This window comes from Burkholderia sp. MSMB1835 (assembly GCF_001526365.1).
Taxonomy (GTDB): Bacteria; Pseudomonadota; Gammaproteobacteria; order Burkholderiales; family Burkholderiaceae; genus Burkholderia.
Genome location: NZ_LOYP01000005.1, coordinates 169,916 through 185,457 on the forward strand (window position 1 = coordinate 169,916; position 15,542 = coordinate 185,457).

The following is a 15,542-nucleotide window of genomic DNA, read 5'->3' on the forward strand; positions in this document are numbered from 1 at the left end:
GCCTACTTTACCAATCTCTTTAGGCCTGCGAAGAAAGGATCATCGACGACCTCCTGAACCTCTGCCGACTCACCCGACCAGTTCGGCATCATGTCGGCCACCTTCACCTTCGCACCCTGCGCCTGGAACACCGCAGACGCGACCATCGCGGCGTGAAGGTCGTAACGATCATCAGCAATCGGCGACTCGGCATCGAACGCCTGCCACAAGGCGAACTCAGCGGTCGACATATCGGCGCGCAGCTCGGCAAGCGTCCTGCCGAGCCGCAACGCCAACGTCAGTTCGAGTCGGAGATCGGGGTTTCGGCGGAGGCTTTTTTTGCATCGTCCTCCGCGTCGGCCTTCATGTTGCCGAGCTCGAGCGCCTTGGTGACGATGCGATCGTGCGCGGCGCCGAAAGCCGACGCAACCTCCTGCGCGTCGCCGTCCTCGAATTCGCGACGCCAGCCGACCGACGTCTCCACGTACAGGACACGAACGAACAGGCGCGCGTAAGCCAGCTTGTGCTCTTCCGCGGTGACGCGCGCATACTTCTCGCGGGCTGTTGCCTCGTCGTCGCCAGGCTCGACGCCGGCAGCGAGGCGCAGCGGCTCGAGCCAGAATGCGCGGTCTTCGAGCAACGGTTCGCGCACTGCGACCGTCACGTCGCCCCATTCCGGCATGTGGACCATCTCATGCCGCCAGCCGGCCAGCGGGTTGAGAATCGCGGCGCGCAGTGCGCCAGCGGCCGTCGGAGTTTTCGTCATCACCTTTTCCTTACATTATTCAGATCGATTAACCCGCCGGTACGGCCGGCGGCGGCACTTCCTTCGGCGAGCCGCTGACACGGATGCTGTAGGTCGACGTCACGATGCCGTCGACGCCTGCCGACCAGGTGTACTGACGCACCATGCCAACGAACAGGAACTGCGCGCCGTTTCGGAAAGTGACCCGGAAAACTCGCTTTTCACCAGTTCCGCGCGCAGCGCGGAGGATCACTTGGCCTTCGTCGTCGGACGAATAGTTGCCGTCGACCGAAAATTCCCCCGGATCCGGCAACCCAAGCTCGGATTCCTTTTCCTCGCTCGCGAGCGTTGTCGCATCGATTTCCGACGACTGCCCGCCCTGCCACTGGACAGTCTTGCTCGTCGTATTCAGATCGACGAAGACGAGCGTCTTGTCATCGAGGTCCGTCGAAACGGTCTTCGATACCTCGACCTTCGTGCCCTGCGCCTTGATGCGCTTGCTTTTCTCGGCCATAAGCCCCTCAGAATGAAAAAGGCCCGCACTCGGCGGACCAAACAGAAATTGAATCGGTCAGAACTGAACGGATATTTCGAGACTCACTCGGAAATCCCCGGTATCACTGGAAAAGTCATCGGGCAGTTCGCTGACACCACCGACGGCGAACCGCCCGCTCGACGATGCTCGGTCGATCACCTGATCGGCGATCGCGTCGGCCTCGGTATAGGTGCTCGCGTACACGTCGATCTGGAATATGCCCGACTTACCGCCGGTCGCACCGCCAAGCGCAATATCGCGCTCGCCGCTCACTCGCGACACGACGTAGTACGGCGATTGCGCTTTCGATCCGGCAACGCCGACGTACCCTTTCGTGTTGCCTACTGACCCGATTGCGTCACGGACGAGAAGCGCGCTCAAGATCCACCTCCAAACACCATATCGATCGCGCGTCCAATCTCCGTTCGAATAGCGCCCTCGGCTTGGGTAATCGAAGCGTCAAAGGCCGGCCGCATGAACGGCTCCGCCTTCATGTGCTGCGTTCCGAGTTCCACAAAACGCCAGTAAAACGCGTTCGTCGGCGACTCGGCCTTTCCCTTCGTCCGAACTCGCACACCAGCCGTCGCGATGCCCGGTGACTCTTTCTGCCGAAGTGAGGTCGATTGGATGCTCCGCTTCAGCTTCCCCGTCTTCTTCGGCGCTCGCGCTCGAGCTTCATCGCGGATCACTTTCGCACCCGCCAACGTCGCGCGCCGGAGCGCCTTCGTCGACTGTGCCTTCGCAAGCTTTGCGAAGTCGGCTTGCAGGTCGGCCAGCCCAAGTATCTGGACGCTAGACATACTTCTCCCCCACCTTTACCGACAGGTCGAGATACCCGCGCATGCGCGCGGGCAGCACGGCCGTGATGTCGTACAGCCGGCCGTCATACCGCACGCGCATCTGCTCGTCGATTCCTGCTCGATAGCGAATGCGCATGCTGGCGACCGTGGAACCTCGCACCGCCCCCGAAACGACGTGCTCCTTTCCGTTCACGAACAACACATCGGCCCACGGGCGCGCATGGACCACCCATGCGCCCGGCAACGGTTCGCCGTTCTCGTTTTCTTCGCCGCTCGGCCGCTCGATGACGATTCGCTCTTTCAATTTCCCAGCTTTCATCAAAACCTCGGTGGAACGGTGATTGAATCGAGCAGGAGATCGGCATAGCCGTCAGGTATTTGCGCGACTGTCTGGCCTTCGGAGAACATCTCTCGATGATCGTAGGCCCATGCCGCCGCGAGAAGCATCCACGAGCGCACCGACGGATGCTTGTCAATATCGATACCGGCCTGATACGTGATCGTCACGACACTCGCACTCGGCCACCGAGCGGCGCCGAGCGGGGCGCAAAGCGTTTCTCGTCCCAGTTGGACTACCTCATATCCACTCGGATCGAGCTTCGACGCAGACCCGGTCGCATCGCGCGCTTCGATGCTATCGACGCTGAGCACCTGCCCCACGGACAACGAGAATTCACCAGTCGGGAAGCCGGCCAGCCGTTCGACATACCGCGCTTTCCGGATAGCCGCACCGGACTTTCTCTCGGCTGCCTGGCGCGCACCTGGAATCACGATGTTTTCGACAAACTCTCGTTCATCGTCATCATCGATTCGACACTGCATCGCGACTTCCTCGAAGGTAAGCGGCTCAACATCGTCCAGATATTCGACGAGAACAGCAGCCATCCCGGATCACCCCTTTGCCGCTGCGGCCTTGCCCGTTTCGGCCTTCTGCGAGACTTTTGCCTCCTTCGGTTCGGGCGCGGACGCGTCCGCGATTCCTGCATCGACGAGCCGGTCTGCGTGCTCGTCTTCGAATCCCGCGACATCGCCGGGCGTGTACTGTGCGTAGTGCCGCTTGAACTTGACCACCTTCATGTTTTTCTCCGACATGCGGCCTACCCGCCAACGGGCGGGCCGCACGGTTACAGATACGCTTACGCGCCCCAGGTCACGCCGGCCAGCACGGAAATCGACTCGACGTGACGCGGACCGAAGTCGTTCTTCGCGATCACGCGGATCAGCGTCTGATCGCGCTGGAACGCGCTGATCATGTTGCCGTCGGCGTCCTTGTAGGTCGCCTCCTTGCTGTAGTCGATTTCCAGCGTTTCCTCCTCGCCGATGAACACGTCACCGAAGTCGGTGAAGTAGATTTCCGATGCGTTCGCACCGTCGCCGAGATTGATCGGCACTTGCGTCGTCTTGCCGACCGGATAGCCTTTCAACATGCCGTTGGCGAGTTCCGGATAGACCTTGTTGCCGTTGCCATCGCGCAGGCCTTCGAGGAATCGGAACGTACGCGGCGCCATGATCCAGCCCGGCTGCGTGAGGTTGGCGTCGGCGTTCTCCAGCGCCAGAATGGCCTTGCCGAGATCCGTTTCGATCTTTTGCAGCGTCGAACCGTCGCTGGCCGGCAAGACGTTGCCGGGAAGCGCCCAGAAGCGGAGGCCCTTCGGGGTGTTCGCGGTGCCGTCGTCGCGAATGAACGCCTTGTCTTCCCGCGCCCCGATCGCTGCCGTGAGGTCACCGACCACGATCTGATCAACATTCGGATTCACGCCGGCGTACTTGATCAGGTCGTTCGCGATCGGGACCAGCGCGGCCATCTTCTTGGCCGTCAGCTTCAGATCGTCGAACTGCTGTTGCGTCGTCGGAATGTCGGTGTCGGCGCCGATGTAGCCGACGATTGCGCCGCCCTTCAGACGCGGGATGGTGATATTTCCGTTCGAGAGCGGCAGCGTACGAGCGCCGAGCTTGCGGACCACGGACTTCGGGCGCAGCAGTTCGATGACCTCGCTCGACAGGTTCTCGGGCACCAGGACGCCACCCGCGCCCGGTGAAAGGGTGTTCAGCGACATGGCGACCTCTTCGCCGAAGCCGCGCTCGATCGCGATTTTCGACGCGAGCTGCGCATCCCCCCGCGCTGCTGCAAGCGCGCGAACCATGCGAGCCATCTTCGCGCCCTTCACTTCCTGCGCCTTCGGCTGTGCGGGAACGCTCGCCGCGGCCGGAGCAGCAACGGCGGCCGGCGCCGGGTCAACCGGCACTGCCGCAGTTGCAGCCATGCGCTCGGCCGCTTCCGCGCGCTCGATCTGTGCAGTCAGATCGTTGAATTTCGAGCTGAGCTGATCGAATTCGGCCTGCTGTTCGGCCGACAACGCGGTGCCGCCCACCTCGATCTGCGCCAACGCCTGCACACGTTGATTGACGGCTGCGCGTTCGCGGCGGAGTTCATTGATGTTCACTTACCCTTCTCCTAAAAAAAATGCCACCCGAAGGTGGCAGTGCTCAACTGAGACGCGAACGCGCTCGGATGTTGATCGTAAAAAATTCGATTTTTTGGCCGGTTACATCATGGATTGCATGTTCATCGCGGCCGCGCGCGCGGAGACACTACGCCGCGTATTTCCGCCCTGGCGCTCGGCGCGCGATGCGCGCACTTCGGCTGCAATCCGGTTGATCGCTGCCTGTGGCGTTTCGACGCTGTCCGCAAGCCCTGCATCGACCCCTTGCTGGCCGAAGAAGACGCCCGCCTGCGTGTTCTTCACCGCTTGCGTGCTCAGCCCGCGAAAGCTCGCGATTGCATCGACGAACTGCTTGTAGCTGTTTTGCACCATGCTGGTGAGGAACGCCAGCGACTGATCGCTCAGCGGCTCATGCGGGGTGAGATCGTTCTTGTGATTCCCGGCAAACACCGAGGTCACCTTGATCCCTTGCTGCTCGTCACGCTTCGAAACGTCGAGATGGTTGGCGATTACGCCGATCGAACCCACGCCGGACGTACGACTGACGATGACCTTCGATGCTGCGGATGCAATCAGATACCCGCCCGAGAATGCCGAGAAGTTGACGATCGCCGTGACCGGCTTCACCAGCGACGCAGCCCGGATATCGTCGGCCAGTTCGAATGCGCCGGTCGCGCTCCCGCCATTGCTGTCGATATCGAGAACGATGTGCTCGACGGCCGGATCTGCGACAGCTTGGTTCACCGCCGTACGCAACCCTTCGTAGCTGGTCATCGGCTCGCACGGGTTCATGTGAGCGGACCGCGACACCAGGATTCCCGAAACCGGAATGATGTCCATACCGGTATCAGCTACCAGGGCACGACGACGCTCCGATGCCGCGGCAATCTGCACACCGCTGTCGAACTCATCGTCCTCCATGATCTTCGGCTGTGCGTCGTTCACGGTCAGGTTGACGATGTTCAGGTTGAGCGCGTGATTCGCCCACTGAACCGCCAGCGACATCATCGGGTCCGTGACGAGCTGCGGCTGATTGAAAATCAGACTTGCGAGTCTGAGGTGCGGTTTCAAGAAAGGATCCTCCCAATTTCGTCGATCTGCGCTTTCGTCGGCTCGGACTTCCCCGGCGGGAATTGCTGCGGCTTCGACGCGTCGACCATGTTCATAGGACTCAGGTAGACGTCGCCGCCCTTGACCGGCGGCATGTTCTCAAGCCGGCGAATGTCGTTGATCGATAGCCAGCCCCACTGGCGTCCGACCGCATAAGCTGCGTAGCGCGACGACTGATCGCCTCGCAGCAGCCCCGCGAGGTTGTATTCGATGAAATACTGCTTGCGCTCCGACGGCAGGAGCAGGTCACGCGTCTTTGCCTGCTCGTGCCGTTTAACCCACGGCAACAGTGTGTAGATTACGAACTGGAGCGACTGATGCTCGATGTTGCTGAATGTCGCCCGCTCCAACTCGTTCACCATGTGGGCCGGAATTTTGTAGATCCGGGCGATGTCGAGCGCGGAGAGGCGCAACGCGTCAATGAGCGCTGCGTCGACGTTCGTCATCGACAGCGGCTTGAACGTCATGCCCTCCTGCAGAAGTGCGACTTTCTTCGCGTTACCCGATCCGCCGAACTTCGCGTTCCAGCCGTCCGTGATGCGATCCACGCTCGCTTGATCCTTGAGCGCCGGGCTCTCCTTTGGGCGTTCGATCACGCCCGACAGTGCCGTGCCGTTCATGAACGACTTGCCGGCGTATTGCTGGATAGCCTGCGCATGCCCGATTGCGTTCGCATGAAGCAGAACCGGCGACAGCCCCGTATAGCCATTGATCGACATCCAGCGAACGTGATGCACCATCCGCTTCGGCATCGGATCGGATCCGTAGATGCGATAGACAGGCATGAGGTCCGAGCCCTTCATGACTGTCATGGCCTCGTTGTCGAGCGGATACAGCCCCTGAATCACGCCGTCCGGATCGCGATCGATGAAGCTGTAGCTGTTGCCGCGAAGGCCGGCAGCCACCTGCGACTGTTCCTGAAACTCAAAAGGCGTCTGCCACGGGTTCGGCTCGTACTTCAGAATCGAATACAGCGGATGATCGATCGCCGGTTTCCTGTCGTCGCCGGATCGCTCATATAGCTCGATCGGCAACTGCGCGATGCTCTCCGCGAGCAGCGTGACGCAGTTCTGCAAGACGGTCAGCGACAGTGCGCTCGCAGGGGTAACCACTTGGCCGGCGTCGGATCGCGAGCTACCAAGCAGCGCCGATATCCACCCGCCAGCACCCATCTGCGTCTGGCCGCTGTTGGAGAGCAATTGCCTACTGAAAAACATAGGGTTACTCCTTCGGCTGACCGGCGCGCACGGCGCGAGCAGCCGCCAGATCCGCAAGGAACGCCCACACCAGCAGGAGCACGCCGGCAACGATAAGCCCGATCGGCAGGCTGATCAGCACCACACCAGTCACCAGTAGCGCGAACCCGAGCAGGCCGGCCACCCAGGCCGCAATACCAATAGAATTCAAACACCCACCCCTTGATCGTAGATCGACTCGGAATCGACGCGGTCGGCCAGCATTGCCCGGCCCACTGCCATAATCAGCGCCACGGCGCCGTCGATTTTGTTGTCGTTGCCCTGCTTGATCGGACGCACCACGTCGTCGTTACCCGGCAAGTTCTTGCCGATAACGTTGCCGATACACCACGTCATGATCGGATTTCCGTCGTGATGGAACCGGCCCGACGTAATGGCCGCCTCCAGTTCCTTCATCGGATCGGACATGTTCGTGTAGTTCTGCACGATCGTGACCGGCGTGAGGCTTTCGTCATCAAGCTGGTGCGACAGGTTCGTTGCGCCGTGTGGATCGAGCGGCGTGCATTGAACCGGACACCGCCGGTTTGCGTCCTTCGCTTCTTCCAGAATGTCGCGATAGTCGATCTCCGCTCCATCTGTTTCGAACAGAAAGCCTTGGTTGACCCACGCCTGATACCGCTCCGCCATGCGACGATTCTCGGTATTGCGTACCGTGTCCTCGGGCACCCAGAACCGCGGCGCAACGCAGAAGTAATGCCGCCGCCCGTCGATATCACGCCAGAAGAGGCGAGCCATGCTGTTCAAGTCGAGCTTGCGCGCCATGTCGAGCGCAAGCACGCAATCTTGTCCCTCGAATTGCTCGAGGGCCAGCGAGCGGTCTTCGCATGCTTTCCAGTCCTCCAGGTTGAAATAGCCGGCCTTGGCCGACGTCCAAACGTTCAAGTGCTTCGTCTTGAACGTGTTCGTGAACCGCGCCGACTTGATCGCGCGCTGCTGCTGGCTCTCCAGATACTCCTGATAGACCGAAATTCCGATATTCGGATTGGCTTTCGCCAGCACGCGCGGATCGGTCCAGTCGTCTCCGTCGTCGATCGTCCAGATCCAGCCGAAAAGCTCGTCGTCAGGAACGGTCCCTTCGAGCATTTCGATCACCTGTCTGCGCTTGTCGAAGCACGGCCCCTCGATGTTGGCACCCGCCGTCGTGATGATGAACATCAGCGGCTGACGGCGCGCCCCCATCCCGGTCAGCATCGTTTCGTACAGTGCGGCGCTGTCGTGTTCGTGATATTCGTCGACGATCGCGCACGATGGAGACGCGCCGTCGCCCGGGTTGCCGATGATCGGCTCGAACCGACTGCCATCTGCCGGCTTGTTCATATTCGAGGCATTCACCTCGATTCCGGCCGACTCGATCAGCATCGGCGAGCGCTTGACCATCAACTGCGCTGGGCGAAAGACTTCCCATGCCTGCTTTTCAGACGTCGCGCCCGAATAGACCTCCGCGCCGAACTCGTCGTCGAGCACGAACATCCCGATGCCGACGCCTGCGGCAATCACCGATTTGCCGTTCTTTCTGGGCACCTCCCAGTAGCTTTCTCGGAACCGGCGCTTACCGGTGCGCTTGTTGAGCCATCCAAAGGTCGCCATCAGGCCGAACTTCTGCCAAGGCTCCAGCGTTACCAGCTGTCCCTTGAACGCCCACTCGCCTTTTGTGTGCGGCAGCAGCTCAATGAGCGCGAGCTTTCGCTCTGCGGCCTCCGCATCGAACTTCCATCGGAAGTCCTTCTTTCGGCTCGCCGCAAGGTCGTCAAGGTGGCGCTTGCAAGCAAGTTGCACATAGCGGCAGGCGACCCGCTTGCCACGAACGACTTCCCGCGCGAACTTGAGCCCCTGCTCTACGCGCGGGAAATTCGTCGCCATGTCTTCCAATCATTTGCCGAGTAGCTTCGCGAACGGGTTGTCCGGTGTCTTCGGCTTGGCGCCGACCAAGCGCTGCCTGCTCGCCGGGTCGAGCCCAAGCATTGCGCCGAAACTCGCCATTTGCGCTGCCGCCTCCTTCACAACGGTCGCGGCCGGGTTCTTCATCGGACTGCCTTGCGAGCTGTCGACGACTGTGCCGTTGCGAGTCAGATCGTCCTGCGCAGTGCGCCAGTTTCCATAGGCCGAACAGAAAATCTCGACAATGTGCAGGTCGGTCACCTGCAAGATTTTTTGCCCGCAAAGCAGCGGGACAACGCGCTCCCACATGTCGCGCGCCTCGCCGGCAATCCACTCTGGCGGTTCGATGTTGGTGACCAAACCGAAATCCGGCTCGTCCTTATTCAGCGCGCGTTTGCCGGGGTTTCCCGCGGCGATTTTCCGCGCCGTCGGCTTGGGTTTTCTGCCCCGCCCCGGCACTGACGCGATACCTCCCACTGGCCAACTCCTGAATTTTTAATTTCGCGGGCGTAAAAATTCGACGAAGCGGGCGGTCCCGAAGGCAACGCCTCGTAGACTTTTTCACCCCCCTCCCCACCCACCACATCCGCCGGGCGGGCAACGGCCGGGAGGAACCGCTCTCGCGTCACCGCAACCGCTCGCGCGACGTCTTCGTGGCATGACAGTCACGACAGATCGCTTGCAGGTTCTCGTCGCGGTCGGTCCCGCCTCGCGCCTTCGAAATAACGTGGTCGACAGCAGTCGCAGGCGTCACGCGCCCGGCTTGCAGGCAAGGCTGACAAAGGCCAGCGTCGCGGCGCAGGATGCGCATTCTGATCCGCTCCCACGCGCTTCCGTATCCCCGCGTATGGCGATTGCCGCGAACAGTATCTGGCCTCCACTTGACAGCGTCCTGAGCGTGCTGATCGCAGTGCGTCTTGCCATCCGCAACAAGCGCACCGCATCCCCTGTGCTTGCAGGGCTTCATCGGTCGGGCGGGCATTGACGTACCTCATGGGAATTGGACGAACAAACGAAAAAGCCCGCGAGGTTTTCACCTAGCGGGCTTCACATTCACTCATTCTGACTCACCTTCTAACCCCGGATCTTCCGGCGTCTTTCGCTTCGCAGTGCCGTGCCCTTGATGTTCCGACAGTGGCTGACAAACGTGTTTTTCAAGCTTTCCGGTCTCTAAGTCGGTAATCGTCTCAATGTAGAGATCCATCGCCCCTCGGTGAATATATCGTCGAACTTTTCGCCAGCGTTGTGTCTTCCGGAACAGTTCAATCTTCGATTGATAGTTCAATAGTGGGCGCCTAACGCCCTTCACCTTGACTTTGACACCCAGGATCTCCGCCCCAATCGCCAAAGACAATTTAGCGCAAAGCTTCAGCCTTCCCCCACCGCACGACGGACATGGTTTGATTGGCATCTGCCCGTATGCCAGTCCGTGTTGTTCATGGCCGCAATCAGCGCATCGAGCGAAATTCACGCCACCCCCTGCCCACGTTCTATGAGACTCAAGGTTACCATGGTCGACGTGACAATAAACTTAGCATAGACACACAATAGACAAAGCCCGCGCGAATCCGGGCGGGCTTCATTTGGACGCACCTCGCGCCCGACGTCGTCAATATAGCGAAACGCGACAAGGTTTACAAGCAATTTGTGTGTATGGGGCCTCACCAAATAGACAGCGCCAGAACGACTGTTTTCGCTCAGCTATTTTCTGCCAGTTGTCAACATTCTTCGGTTGATGGCAATCCGCCTGATGCTGGCGCTCAGGTAGACTTATACTTTTCATCAACTCATCATTCTTCGTTTGCCTGATTTCACAATGATCAATAACAATTCCGACTCATACGATCTCCCCTTTTTTGAGCGTCCTGATTTGACGCCGTTCCTCTTACACCTTACTAAGAACTCGAACGGGAAAACCGGGTTCGACAATCTTGTCAGCATCCTTAAGACTGGCGTGATCCGTGGCTCGAAGAGATGGCCAGGACGCATCGCAGGGCCGAATCCTGCGTCCTGTTTCATGGATATTCCACTGCCTTCACTCAAATATGTCCTTCACCAGCGGGACTCACGGCGATACAGACCTTACGGCGTGCTCATCTCGAAGAAATTTGCCTACAAAGGCGGGTGCCGCCCTGTCCTATACCTGTCGAAGGATGAACGCGAAGAACTGTTACGGGAGGAAAATTGGTGGCGGGTCGTCACCCTGGAAGGGGTGACCGGAAAGGAGACCAATTGGCTGCACCAGCGCGAATGGCGCGCCAAAGGCGATTTTGCACTGCCAAAGCCAACGTTACGCGCTGTATTTGTACGCACAACTAAAGAGGCTCAAAAACTGCAGAAGATGATCATCGGAGATCCGGAGGCCTTCGCAGTCAAACCGCGCGCGATTCTTCCCCTCAACATCGTGTGCCAGGGATTGCCCTACATGAAGTAGCGCTAGACTACTGACTGCATGCGATTGTCCGCTTTTAACGGATCGCCGTGACCATGTTGGGTCGATCACTGCTCTTGATAACACGGCGCTGACAGAGATATCGGGTCTATCCGTGCTACGCTAGGCGCGGCTCCCTCAACAGACCACGCGCCTTCACACGCGGATACAGCTCTTCCTTCGCGGCCTGATAGCTTGCATGCGCGTCCGACAGATCAAGGTCGCGCGGATTACTCCAGACTGTTACGCCGCATGCCTCGTTCATCGCGCCGATTCGCTTCGCCTTCATGTGTCGCTGAATTGATGCGCGCTGCTGCCACGTCAGAGCATCAACGCACACGTCAATTTGTTCCGCCCGCTTCTTCGCCGCCTTCCGGTCTACCTCTTCCGAACGCTCGTCGGCCGTCAGCGTGTATTCGGATTCTGCGAAGCCACGGCACGACGGATCGATACGCCCATAGCCGAGGCTCGGCACATAGCCTGCCTGCCAGTCGTACCATTCGCCGAGCAGCTCTTCGATCTGATTGCTTTCATCGATTGTCATCTTGTTCCCGTGTTCGATGTGCTTGATAGGCTTGTCATTCGTCGTTACATGACGACCGTGAAGTTGATGCCGTAGTGCGTGAGCCAGTCGCCGATTGCATGGCGCATCGTTCGGTTGCGCGGCCACGGAAAGGCGATCTGCATCCCATGCTCCGTCTCGGTGATCTCCCCGGAGAACGGGCACTCGTCGAACGCGATAAGTTCCGCGCCGGTCACCGAATCGCGATGGCGGATCGCCGAAATAAGCAGGGGCTCGGGTACATCCCCGTACAAGATGCATGCGGCTGCGCTCATACCTCATCCCTCAAGTCCACTTCCAGCGCATCGCTCGCGAGAAACTGCCCGAGCGCCCGTGACTTCTTGTTGTCGATCCAGTACGCCTTCGTTCGCAAAACGCCCGGCCGCACCCAACGGGGATCGCTCGGTGCGATGTGTGTCCGGTGCCGCTCCGGGATGAACGCATCGACCTCGACGACTACGAGCAATTGACGCTTAACGGTCGGAATCCGTGCGATCCGATAGACGGTCGTTACCAGCGGCCGATGCATCTCGGAACTGATCGCTGGCCCCATGCCATGCTTTCGCTTGAAGCAGTGCCGGCCCGCGGGCAACTGCACGGTAAGAATCACTGGCAATTTTCCTCTCCCAACTTTCGGGCCCTCACCGGCGCCCATTCCGCATATGCCCGGTCCCACACGTCGAACTTGCTCTGCCTCGGCGTGCCGACGCGGTTCTGATCAATCCACGCGTGACACGCGCCGCAACCTGGAACCGTAAATTCGTTTTTCGCCTTCATCGCCCCGGCCTTCCCGTGGCGCGACTGGTTCGAATGACACGGCACCACGGTTTCGTCGATCGGGTTTCGCCTGCAAATGCCTGGCACCCGCAGGTAACACGGTTCGCCGCGGCAGGCCTCGAGGTATTTCAGGCCTTCTGCGACGGTCGGTCGTCTCGGGCTGCGCGTGTTCTTCACCTGCTGCGGGGCACGTCCCGGCAACGGCGAACTTTTCCGTGACCATGACCCTCGTGACATCGGCTTCGTGCGCGGCTTGAATCCTGAGCGCTTCATGCCGACGCTCGCCCAACGTCGACCATCGCTCGAATTGCCGGAATGACCGCGGCAATTCCAACCTCGAACGCGAAGTAGCGGCGCTTGTCGGCCGGCATCACCTCGATCGACGCAGGGAACGCCTTGCCAGTAAGATGCAACTCGTAACCCTTCTTGCCCCGCCGCCCGAGCCTGATATACCCGGTAGAAATCAGACGGTTCACAGTGCGCTTCATGCTGTCAGGCGTGGATCGCAACTGCGATGAAAGTGCCCGCAACGTAATGCCGGGACTCTCTCCAAGACGCTCACAGATGCATCGTTGCGCGAAGCTCATCTTTCCGCCGCTCATCAGAATTCCTCCACTTGCCAACCGCCACCGTCCCTTGCACGACCGGCCGTCACTGCCAGGAACCGGACTGGGTACTGGTCCGCAGCGACCTTCACCTTCACGCGCGCGTCGTCTTGCCAGTGGCCTTTGACTTCGTGCGCCTCGAGTTGGCCACTCGCCAGCATCACCGCGAAATCCGGCGTGTAGAAAGTGTTGTCCGCGAGACGGAACTTGATACCCTCGAATCGATACCAGGCGATCTCGCCAGCCTGCTTGCGCGCTTCAAGGTGATCGGCGTAACGCTGTTCCGTCTTGTTCATCTGGCCGCTCTTGAGCCGGCCCAGCGCCTGCATCCGCGTCTTCGCATCAGGCTGGCGATATGCCGGTGTCAGGACCGGTGCCGCATCGATTCCGTCACTGATTTCATCGAAACCGGCGTCGACGTGCGGGCGATTGCCAGTCGAATCGAAAATGGCCTTCTGTGCCGTAGTCATCTTGGTCCGCGAGTTGTCACGAACACGCGCCGTGCCGACCTTCCTCGTACCCGCGTCGACGCGCATCGGCCATGTGCTTCGCTTCGTCATGCCTCCACCTGTTGCGCGCCCTGATCTCGCGGAATGTCGTTGAAGTAGGCGTACAGGGCCTCGTAGCGCTCTTCGCTTTCGCGGCTCACCGTACGCAACATGTCCTCCATCCATTCGCCCGGGCCGGCCGCCTTGAAGACTTTCGCCTTGAACCGGTAGAACACTTGTCCGGCCTTTTCTTCGATGCCCAGCTGCTTGCCGCGCTCGCGAATGCCCGGCGCTGATTTCCACCAGTCCGGCGCGACTGTGGTTCCGGCACCCGACGACGTAGCGGCCACGTCGCCTTTCAGCGGAAAGAGGCCTGTCCAGCCCCGCAGCACGGCTTCTTCGATGCAGGTCCTCGGGTCTTGCCCCAGCGATCGCAACTTCGTCAGCTTGCGGATCGAGACGACCGCCGCCGGGCGCGTCCATGGCGCGTCCTTGTGCTTCGCCTCGCGGTGTTCGCACCACATGTCCCAGTCCTCGAACGCCAGCCAGTCCGGCAGTTCGATCGACTGCAGCTCGCCGTGAGTCGCAACTTTCGGCGCACGCCGTGCGCCTTGGTGGTTCTCTGACGGTTCCTGTGGTGGTTCATGGTGAATCGGGTGCAACCCATTGCACCCTTTTGCGAAACCCATTGCACCCTTTCCATCGTTCGTTGCACCCTTTTTGCTGCGCGTTGCACCCTTTCCTATGGGTGCATCCGTTGCACCCTTTGAACCAGCGGAAATGGGTGCAATCTCTGCACCGTTTATCCAGTCGGGATTGATGCGGTACTCGCACGCGCGACCACGACCGCCGGCGGCGTTGGCCACAAGGATCAGCCAACCGCGCTCGACCATGCTCTTCATCTGGTACTGAACTGCGCGCACCGAACGGCGCGTCTTCTCGGCCAGCGTTTCGATGCTCGGGAAGATGTGTTCCCCGTTGTCGTCGCAGAAGTCGGCCAGCTTCAAGGCGAGCAACAGTTCGTGGTCCTCGCCCGGATACCGGTCCCACACCATTGTTTGGACCTTGATGCTCATGCCGCCCCGTCGATCGACATTTGCCGAGGATCCGCAGGCTCGGTAGCCGGCGCCGCAGCGTCGATCCCGAGAACCCACCGCAGCACGTCGGCACGCTCACCTGTCGCCTTCTCGAGCTCGGCGGCGATCTGCTTGCGGGTACGCATGCGGGGGACCGCATCGCCGGTCAGCGCAGCCTTCTGTGCCCGCGACTTCGCATGCCCTTCCTTGCCGTCAGCCGCTGCGATAACGGCCTGCACCTTCTGGCGCTGCTGATCCGGCGTCAGCTTCGCGAGCTTCAGGGCGTTCGAGACGGTGATTTGGTCAGCCTCGAGCGCGTCACGGACGGCAGCCGTGCAATCGAGCAACTTCAACTGCTGGCGGACCGTCGGCACCTCGACGCCGAACATGGTTGCGACGGTTTCTTCCGTGTGGCCGACGTCGAGCATCCGCGCCATCTTCTCGGCGCGGTTGATCGGCGAATCCTCTTTACGGATCTCGTTCGTGCTAACCATCACGGCAGAGAACGACTTCCCGCCGTCGTTGATAACCTTCTGCGGGATGGCCGGGATTGTGATCGGCGGCTCGCCGGCGGCGATCAACTGCCGGTTGAGCTCGCGAGCATTGATCACCCGCGTGCGGCCGTCGATGACCAGGTTCTTGCCGGTCTCCGGATCCTTGTAGAACAGCACCGGCTTGCGCACCCCGATCGCGCGGTAGTTCAACACCGTCTTCGTGTTCGGCTCTTGATGAACGCGCCGGTCGTACAGTGGATGAGACGGGTCGACAACGAGCTCGAGGTCGTTCGGATCCATCGCGAGCGCAGTTACCTTGCTCTGCGCGCCATATGCTTCAACGGAGCTTTTTGCCACGTTTC

General features: G+C 60.4%; 25 protein-coding genes. 1 reads left to right on the forward strand and 24 read right to left on the reverse strand.

The genetic code is table 11. The features are described 5' to 3' along the window. Positions 1-2 precede the first annotated feature (2 nt). From WS96_RS03940 to WS96_RS33520, 16 genes are all read right to left on the reverse strand, one after another. On the reverse strand, positions 3-281 hold the full coding sequence (locus WS96_RS03940; RefSeq protein WP_059830918.1) for a phage tail assembly protein T: 279 nt from the start codon (positions 279-281) through the stop codon (positions 3-5). Then, positions 278-745 carry a phage tail assembly chaperone gene (locus WS96_RS03945; protein ID WP_059830798.1) on the reverse strand — a complete coding sequence of 156 codons (468 nt, stop codon included), beginning with the start codon at positions 743-745 and terminating at the stop codon, positions 278-280. Before WS96_RS03945 ends, WS96_RS03940 begins: the two co-directional genes overlap by 4 nt. 28 nt (positions 746-773) lie before the next feature. Further along, positions 774-1,238, reverse strand: a complete 465-nt coding sequence (locus tag WS96_RS03950) for a phage tail tube protein (RefSeq protein ID WP_059830800.1) — start codon at positions 1,236-1,238, stop codon at positions 774-776. Positions 1,239-1,295: 57 nt separating this feature from the next. Next, positions 1,296-1,640, reverse strand: a complete 345-nt coding sequence (locus WS96_RS03955; RefSeq protein ID WP_059830802.1) for a DUF3168 domain-containing protein — start codon at positions 1,638-1,640, stop codon at positions 1,296-1,298. After that, positions 1,637-2,059 carry an HK97-gp10 family putative phage morphogenesis protein gene (locus WS96_RS03960; RefSeq protein ID WP_059830803.1) on the reverse strand — a complete coding sequence of 141 codons (423 nt, stop codon included), beginning with the start codon at positions 2,057-2,059 and terminating at the stop codon, positions 1,637-1,639. Before WS96_RS03960 ends, WS96_RS03955 begins: the two co-directional genes overlap by 4 nt. After that, a complete protein-coding gene (locus WS96_RS03965; protein WP_080747767.1) occupies positions 2,052-2,378 on the reverse strand; it encodes a phage head closure protein in 327 nt (108 codons plus the stop codon). The genes WS96_RS03960 and WS96_RS03965 overlap by 8 nt, the downstream gene beginning before the upstream one ends. Beyond that, positions 2,378-2,944, reverse strand: coding sequence for a hypothetical protein (locus WS96_RS03970; protein WP_059830805.1), 567 nt, complete (start codon positions 2,942-2,944; stop codon positions 2,378-2,380). Before WS96_RS03970 ends, WS96_RS03965 begins: the two co-directional genes overlap by 1 nt. A 6-nt stretch (positions 2,945-2,950) precedes the next feature. Next, a complete protein-coding gene (locus tag WS96_RS03975; RefSeq protein WP_059830920.1) occupies positions 2,951-3,136 on the reverse strand; it encodes a hypothetical protein in 186 nt (61 codons plus the stop codon). 59 nt (positions 3,137-3,195) lie between these two features. Then, positions 3,196-4,503 carry a phage major capsid protein gene (locus WS96_RS03980; protein ID WP_059830807.1) on the reverse strand — a complete coding sequence of 436 codons (1,308 nt, stop codon included), beginning with the start codon at positions 4,501-4,503 and terminating at the stop codon, positions 3,196-3,198. Positions 4,504-4,605: 102 nt separating this feature from the next. Continuing rightward, on the reverse strand, positions 4,606-5,574 hold the full coding sequence (locus tag WS96_RS03985; protein ID WP_059830808.1) for a S49 family peptidase: 969 nt from the start codon (positions 5,572-5,574) through the stop codon (positions 4,606-4,608). Further along, positions 5,571-6,830 (reverse strand): phage portal protein, encoded by a 1,260-nt coding sequence (locus WS96_RS03990; protein ID WP_059830810.1) that lies wholly within the window; start codon positions 6,828-6,830, stop codon positions 5,571-5,573. The genes WS96_RS03985 and WS96_RS03990 overlap by 4 nt, the downstream gene beginning before the upstream one ends. Positions 6,831-6,834: 4 nt before the next feature. Continuing rightward, a complete protein-coding gene (locus WS96_RS03995; RefSeq protein WP_059514084.1) occupies positions 6,835-7,020 on the reverse strand; it encodes a hypothetical protein in 186 nt (61 codons plus the stop codon). Then, positions 7,017-8,729, reverse strand: coding sequence for a terminase large subunit (locus WS96_RS04000; protein ID WP_059830811.1), 1,713 nt, complete (start codon positions 8,727-8,729; stop codon positions 7,017-7,019). Before WS96_RS04000 ends, WS96_RS03995 begins: the two co-directional genes overlap by 4 nt. 9 nt (positions 8,730-8,738) lie before the next feature. After that, positions 8,739-9,224: a phage terminase small subunit P27 family gene (locus tag WS96_RS04005; protein WP_082720174.1), complete on the reverse strand. Its 486-nt coding sequence runs from the start codon at positions 9,222-9,224 to the stop codon at positions 8,739-8,741. 148 nt (positions 9,225-9,372) lie between these two features. Next, a complete protein-coding gene (locus WS96_RS34730; RefSeq protein WP_082720175.1) occupies positions 9,373-9,729 on the reverse strand; it encodes an HNH endonuclease in 357 nt (118 codons plus the stop codon). A 75-nt stretch (positions 9,730-9,804) separates the two neighbouring features. Next, entirely contained in the window at positions 9,805-9,951 is a 147-nt protein-coding gene (locus WS96_RS33520; RefSeq protein WP_156443568.1) for a hypothetical protein, read from the reverse strand. A 612-nt stretch (positions 9,952-10,563) separates the two neighbouring features. Between WS96_RS33520 and WS96_RS33525 the strand changes: the two genes are divergently transcribed. After that, positions 10,564-11,181: a hypothetical protein gene (locus tag WS96_RS33525; RefSeq protein WP_156443569.1), complete on the forward strand. Its 618-nt coding sequence runs from the start codon at positions 10,564-10,566 to the stop codon at positions 11,179-11,181. 115 nt (positions 11,182-11,296) lie between these two features. On the opposite strand, the gene WS96_RS04015 is transcribed toward WS96_RS33525, so the two are convergent. The 8 genes from WS96_RS04015 to WS96_RS04045 are packed head-to-tail and all read right to left on the reverse strand — an operon-like array spanning position 11,297 to position 15,537. Beyond that, the gene (locus tag WS96_RS04015; RefSeq protein WP_059830815.1) at positions 11,297-11,722 is read right to left on the reverse strand and encodes a hypothetical protein; all 426 of its coding nucleotides are present in this window, start codon (positions 11,720-11,722) and stop codon (positions 11,297-11,299) included. 44 nt (positions 11,723-11,766) lie between these two features. Further along, a complete protein-coding gene (locus WS96_RS04020) occupies positions 11,767-12,015 on the reverse strand; it encodes a hypothetical protein (protein WP_059830817.1) in 249 nt (82 codons plus the stop codon). Next, a complete protein-coding gene (locus tag WS96_RS04025) occupies positions 12,012-12,350 on the reverse strand; it encodes a hypothetical protein (RefSeq protein ID WP_034207197.1) in 339 nt (112 codons plus the stop codon). The genes WS96_RS04020 and WS96_RS04025 overlap by 4 nt, the downstream gene beginning before the upstream one ends. Continuing rightward, positions 12,347-12,790 (reverse strand): nuclease domain-containing protein, encoded by a 444-nt coding sequence (locus tag WS96_RS31795; RefSeq protein WP_082720176.1) that lies wholly within the window; start codon positions 12,788-12,790, stop codon positions 12,347-12,349. Before WS96_RS31795 ends, WS96_RS04025 begins: the two co-directional genes overlap by 4 nt. Continuing rightward, positions 12,787-13,119 carry a hypothetical protein gene (locus tag WS96_RS04030; RefSeq protein ID WP_156443570.1) on the reverse strand — a complete coding sequence of 111 codons (333 nt, stop codon included), beginning with the start codon at positions 13,117-13,119 and terminating at the stop codon, positions 12,787-12,789. The genes WS96_RS31795 and WS96_RS04030 overlap by 4 nt, the downstream gene beginning before the upstream one ends. Next, positions 13,119-13,682, reverse strand: coding sequence for a hypothetical protein (locus WS96_RS04035; RefSeq protein WP_059830818.1), 564 nt, complete (start codon positions 13,680-13,682; stop codon positions 13,119-13,121). The genes WS96_RS04030 and WS96_RS04035 overlap by 1 nt, the downstream gene beginning before the upstream one ends. Continuing rightward, complete coding sequence (locus WS96_RS04040; RefSeq protein WP_059830820.1) at positions 13,679-14,686, reverse strand: helix-turn-helix domain-containing protein; 1,008 nt, start codon at positions 14,684-14,686, stop codon at positions 13,679-13,681. The genes WS96_RS04035 and WS96_RS04040 overlap by 4 nt, the downstream gene beginning before the upstream one ends. Next, the gene (locus tag WS96_RS04045) at positions 14,683-15,537 is read right to left on the reverse strand and encodes a ParB/RepB/Spo0J family partition protein (RefSeq protein ID WP_059830821.1); all 855 of its coding nucleotides are present in this window, start codon (positions 15,535-15,537) and stop codon (positions 14,683-14,685) included. The genes WS96_RS04040 and WS96_RS04045 overlap by 4 nt, the downstream gene beginning before the upstream one ends. Between the last annotated feature and the right edge of the window lie 5 nt (positions 15,538-15,542).